This window comes from Curtobacterium sp. MCBA15_001 (assembly GCF_001864835.1).
Classification (GTDB): Bacteria; Actinomycetota; Actinomycetes; order Actinomycetales; family Microbacteriaceae; genus Curtobacterium.
The window spans coordinates 1-5,453 of sequence record NZ_MJGI01000014.1; the positions used below are offsets into that span (position 1 = coordinate 1).

At 55.8% G+C, this 5,453-nt stretch carries 3 rRNA genes; all 3 read right to left on the reverse strand.

What is annotated here, in order from left to right:
* Nucleotides 1-7 precede the first annotated feature (7 nt).
* Nucleotides 8-124, reverse strand: a 5S ribosomal RNA gene (rrf, locus tag BIU90_RS06320).
* 133 nt (nucleotides 125-257) lie between these two features.
* Nucleotides 258-3,387, reverse strand: a 23S ribosomal RNA gene (locus tag BIU90_RS06325).
* Between the two features lie 451 nt (nucleotides 3,388-3,838).
* Nucleotides 3,839-5,360: ribosomal RNA gene (locus BIU90_RS06330) — 16S ribosomal RNA — on the reverse strand.
* The 16S, 23S and 5S rRNA genes sit together here, the layout of an rRNA operon.
* Nucleotides 5,361-5,453: the final 93 nt, after the last annotated feature.

The following is a 5,453-nucleotide window of genomic DNA, read 5'->3' on the forward strand; positions in this document are numbered from 1 at the left end:
ACGTTGAGTCCGGCGGCGTCCTACTCTCCCACAAGGTCCCCCTTGCAGTACCATCGGCGCTGAGAGGCTTAGCTTCCGGGTTCGGAATGTGACCGGGCGTTTCCCTCTCGCTATGACCACCGGAACACTTTCGACCATGATCTGGTCTCAAACATTCCTTCAAGCCGTTGCTGAAGTATTCAGTTTGATTCCCGATCGTCTGTCGGGAACCACAAAGTGGACGCGAGCCCCACACCGTAAGTGTGGGAAATAGTTGTGTTGTCAAGTCTTCGGCTTATTAGTACCGGTCAGCTCCACGGGTCGTTAGTCCCCGCTTCCACATCCGGCCTATCAACCCAGTAGTCTGCTGGGAGCCTCTCACACTCAAGGTGCATGGAAATCTCATCTCGAAGACGGCTTCCCGCTTAGATGCTTTCAGCGGTTATCCGGTCCGAACGTAGCTAATCAGCGGTGCCCTTGGCAGAACAACTGACACACCAGAGGTTCGTCCATCCCGGTCCTCTCGTACTAGGGATAGATCTTCTCAAATTTCCAACGCGCGCAGCGGATAGGGACCGAACTGTCTCACGACGTTCTAAACCCAGCTCGCGTACCGCTTTAATGGGCGAACAGCCCAACCCTTGGGACCTACTCCAGCCCCAGGATGCGACGAGCCGACATCGAGGTGCCAAACCATGCCGTCGATATGGACTCTTGGGCAAGATCAGCCTGTTATCCCCGAGGTACCTTTTATCCGTTGAGCGACAGCGCTTCCACAAGCCACTGCCGGATCACTAGTCCCGACTTTCGTCCCTGCTCGACCTGTCAGTCTCACAGTCAAGCTCCCTTGTGCACTTACACTCGCCACCTGATTGCCAACCAGGTTGAGGGAACCTTTGGGCGCCTCCGTTACTCTTTGGGAGGCAACCGCCCCAGTTAAACTACCCATCAGGCACTGTCCATGAACCCGATCAGGGTCCTACGTTAGACATCCAAAGTGACCAGAGTGGTATTTCAACAATGACTCCACGAACACTAGCGTGCCCGCTTCACAGTCTCCCACCTATCCTACACAAGCCACTCCGAACACCAATACCAAACTGTAGTAAAGGTCACGGGGTCTTTCCGTCCTGCTGCGCGTAACGAGCATCTTTACTCGTAGTGCAATTTCGCCGAGTTCGCGGTTGAGACAGCTGGGAAGTCGTTACGCCATTCGTGCAGGTCGGAACTTACCCGACAAGGAATTTCGCTACCTTAGGATGGTTATAGTTACCACCGCCGTTTACTGGGGCTTAAATTCAGAGCTTCGCCCAAAGGCTAACCCCTCCTCTTAACCTTCCAGCACCGGGCAGGCGTCAGTCCGTATACATCGTCTTGCGACTTCGCACGGACCTGTGTTTTTAGTAAACAGTCGCTTCCCACTGGTCTCTGCGGCCTTCAACGCTCAACAGAGTGAATCCGTATCACGTGTCCGGCCCCCCTTCTCCCGAAGTTACGGGGGCATTTTGCCGAGTTCCTTAACCACGATTCTCTCGATCTCCTTGGTATTCTCTACCTGACCACCTGAGTCGGTTTCGGGTACGGGCGGCTGCAACCTCGCGTCGATGCTTTTCTCGGCAGCATAGGATCACTGATTTCCCCTTGCGGGTACGCGTCGGATCTCAGGCACACAGACGACGGATTTGCCTATCGTCAGCCCTACATCCTTACACCAGGTTCACCTTACGGATACCATCGCCTGGCTCAGCTACCTTCCTGCGTCACACCTGTTCATACGCTAACCGCACCAGCATGGGGTCGAGCGTTAGACCGGCCACCATCACCCCGAAGGGATCCGGTTGATCCGGGTTAGGACTCTTAGCACCACTGGATTAGCTTGGGCGGTTGTTCGCCGGTACGGGAATATCAACCCGTTGTCCATCGACTACGCCTGTCGGCCTCGCCTTAGGTCCCGACTTACCCAGGGCGGATTAACCTGGCCCTGGAACCCTTGGTCTTTCGGAGGACGGGTTTCTCACCCGTCTTTCGCTACTCATGCCTGCATTCTCACTCGTGTAGCGTCCACGGCTGGATCACTCCGCCGCTTCACTCGCCACACGACGCTCTCCTACCACTCCGCACGACTGAACCACGAAGGCTTGTCTAGTGTGCGAAATCTACAACTTCGGCGGTGTGCTTGAGCCCCGTTACATTGTCGGCGCGGAATCACTTGACCAGTGAGCTATTACGCACTCTTTCAAGGGTGGCTGCTTCTAAGCCAACCTCCTGGTTGTCTGTGCAACTCCACATCCTTTCCCACTTAGCACACGCTTAGGGGCCTTAGTTGGTAGTCTGGGTTGTTTCCCTCTCGACGATGAAGCTTATCCCCCACCGTCTCACTGCTGCGCTCTCACTCACCGGCATTCGGAGTTTGGCTGACGTCAGTAACCTGTTGAGGCCCATCGGCCATCCAGTAGCTCTACCTCCGGCGAGAAACACGCAACGCTGCACCTAAATGCATTTCGGAGAGAACCAGCTATCACGAAGTTTGATTGGCCTTTCACCCCTATCCACAGCTCATCCCCTCCATTTTCAACTGAAGTGGGTTCGGTCCTCCACGACGTCTTACCGTCGCTTCAACCTGGCCATGGATAGATCACTTCGCTTCGGGTCTAGGACATGCGACTGAATCGCCCTATTCAGACTCGCTTTCGCTACGGCTGCCCCACACGGGTTAACCTCGCCACATATCACTAACTCGCAGGCTCATTCTTCAAAAGGCACGCCGTCACCCCTACAAGGAGGCTCCGACGGTTTGTAAGCAAACGGTTTCAGGTACTATTTCACTCCCCTCCCGGGGTACTTTTCACCTTTCCCTCACGGTACTTGTCCGCTATCGGTCATCTGGGAGTATTTAGGCTTATCAGGTGGTCCTGACAGATTCACACGGGATTTCTCGGGCCCCGTGCTACTTGGGATACACATCCGGCCATAACACCATTTCGTCTACGGGGCTGGCACCCACTACGGCCCGGCTTTCAAACCGGTTCGACTATGATGCGCTGTAACCGTCCCAGTCCGGCAGAACTGAGCGACGTGTCCCACAACCCCGACCATGCAACGCCCGCCGGCTATCACACATGATCGGTTTAGCCTCATCCGCTTTCGCTCGCCACTACTCACGGAATCACATGTTGTTTTCTCTTCCTGTGGGTACTGAGATGTTTCACTTCCCCACGTTCCCTCTACCCGCCCTATATATTCAGGCGGGAGTCACCAGGTCGACAAGTCGCCTGGCGGGGTTTCCCCATTCGGAAATCCTCGGCTCACAGCTCGATTATCAGCTCCCCGAGGCTTATCGCAGATTTCTACGTCCTTCTTCGGCTCCAGATGCCAAGGCATCCACCGTTTGCTCTTAGAAACTTGACCACAAAGATTAAAATTGCGATCGACTCGTCAACAAAGACCACCCAAAAGGCGATCATCGTTGCGAGCGATCTAAGATGCTCGCGTCCACTGTGTAGTTCTCAACATACGATCGGCACCACACTCCCCCGACCATGACAGTCAGCTTCATGCGGCCCAACGAAGAACCGGAACGGATCACTCCGCCGGCCCTAGCCCCCACCACCACTCACGTGGACAGCAGGGAAGCCTGGTCCCTCAGGACCCAACAACGTGCACCAGCCGACCCGCCAACCCCGACCCCTTCCAACCCGACCCGTGAAGGCCTGGCGTACTGAGACCGGAAGCTGCGCTCCCGACTGCACTGTCAATGTTCCACCCATGAGCTACCCGTCGGACACGGTCGGTCCGAATCGGGCGCCTGGATCCCACCCCACCCCACACGGAGGCAACGATGGAACCAGATGCTCCTTAGAAAGGAGGTGATCCAGCCGCACCTTCCGGTACGGCTACCTTGTTACGACTTAGTCCTAATCACCGATCCCACCTTCGACGGCTCCTTCCACAAGGGTTAGGCCACCGGCTTCGGGTGTTACCGACTTTCATGACTTGACGGGCGGTGTGTACAAGGCCCGGGAACGTATTCACCGCAGCGTTGCTGATCTGCGATTACTAGCGACTCCGACTTCATGAGGTCGAGTTGCAGACCTCAATCCGAACTGAGACCGGCTTTTTGGGATTCGCTCCACCTTACGGTATCGCAGCCCTTTGTACCGGCCATTGTAGCATGCGTGAAGCCCAAGACATAAGGGGCATGATGATTTGACGTCATCCCCACCTTCCTCCGAGTTGACCCCGGCAGTCTCCTATGAGTCCCCGGCATGACCCGCTGGCAACATAGAACGAGGGTTGCGCTCGTTGCGGGACTTAACCCAACATCTCACGACACGAGCTGACGACAACCATGCACCACCTGTACACCGACCACAAGGGGGCGACCATCTCTGGCCGTTTCCGGTGTATGTCAAGCCTTGGTAAGGTTCTTCGCGTTGCATCGAATTAATCCGCATGCTCCGCCGCTTGTGCGGGCCCCCGTCAATTCCTTTGAGTTTTAGCCTTGCGGCCGTACTCCCCAGGCGGGGCGCTTAATGCGTTAGCTACGACACAGAAACCGTGGAAAGGTCCCTACATCTAGCGCCCAACGTTTACGGCGTGGACTACCAGGGTATCTAATCCTGTTCGCTCCCCACGCTTTCGCTCCTCAGCGTCAGTTACGGCCCAGAGATCTGCCTTCGCCATCGGTGTTCCTCCTGATATCTGCGCATTCCACCGCTACACCAGGAATTCCAATCTCCCCTACCGCACTCTAGTCTGCCCGTACCCACTGCAAGCCCGAGGTTGAGCCTCGGGATTTCACAGCAGACGCGACAAACCGCCTACGAGCTCTTTACGCCCAATAATTCCGGACAACGCTTGCACCCTACGTATTACCGCGGCTGCTGGCACGTAGTTAGCCGGTGCTTTTTCTGCAGGTACCGTCACTTTCGCTTCTTCCCTACTAAAAGAGGTTTACAACCCGAAGGCCGTCATCCCTCACGCGGCGTTGCTGCATCAGGCTTTCGCCCATTGTGCAATATTCCCCACTGCTGCCTCCCGTAGGAGTCTGGGCCGTGTCTCAGTCCCAGTGTGGCCGGTCACCCTCTCAGGCCGGCTACCCGTCGTCGCCTTGGTGAGCCATTACCTCACCAACAAGCTGATAGGCCGCGAGTCCATCCCCAACCAAAAAATCTTTCCACCACCAGACCATGCGGCCGGCGATCATATCCAGTATTAGACGTCGTTTCCAACGCTTATCCCAGAGTCAGGGGCAGGTTACTCACGTGTTACTCACCCGTTCGCCACTAATCAACCCAGCAAGCTGGGCATCATCGTTCGACTTGCATGTGTTAAGCACGCCGCCAGCGTTCGTCCTGAGCCAGGATCAAACTCTCCGTAAAAAAATTACAACCAACACCGAAGAGTGTCAGCGAGTTGAAACTGACTGTTGACTGTCTACTGACAATCTTCAATCCAAAAGGAATTGTCTCCGA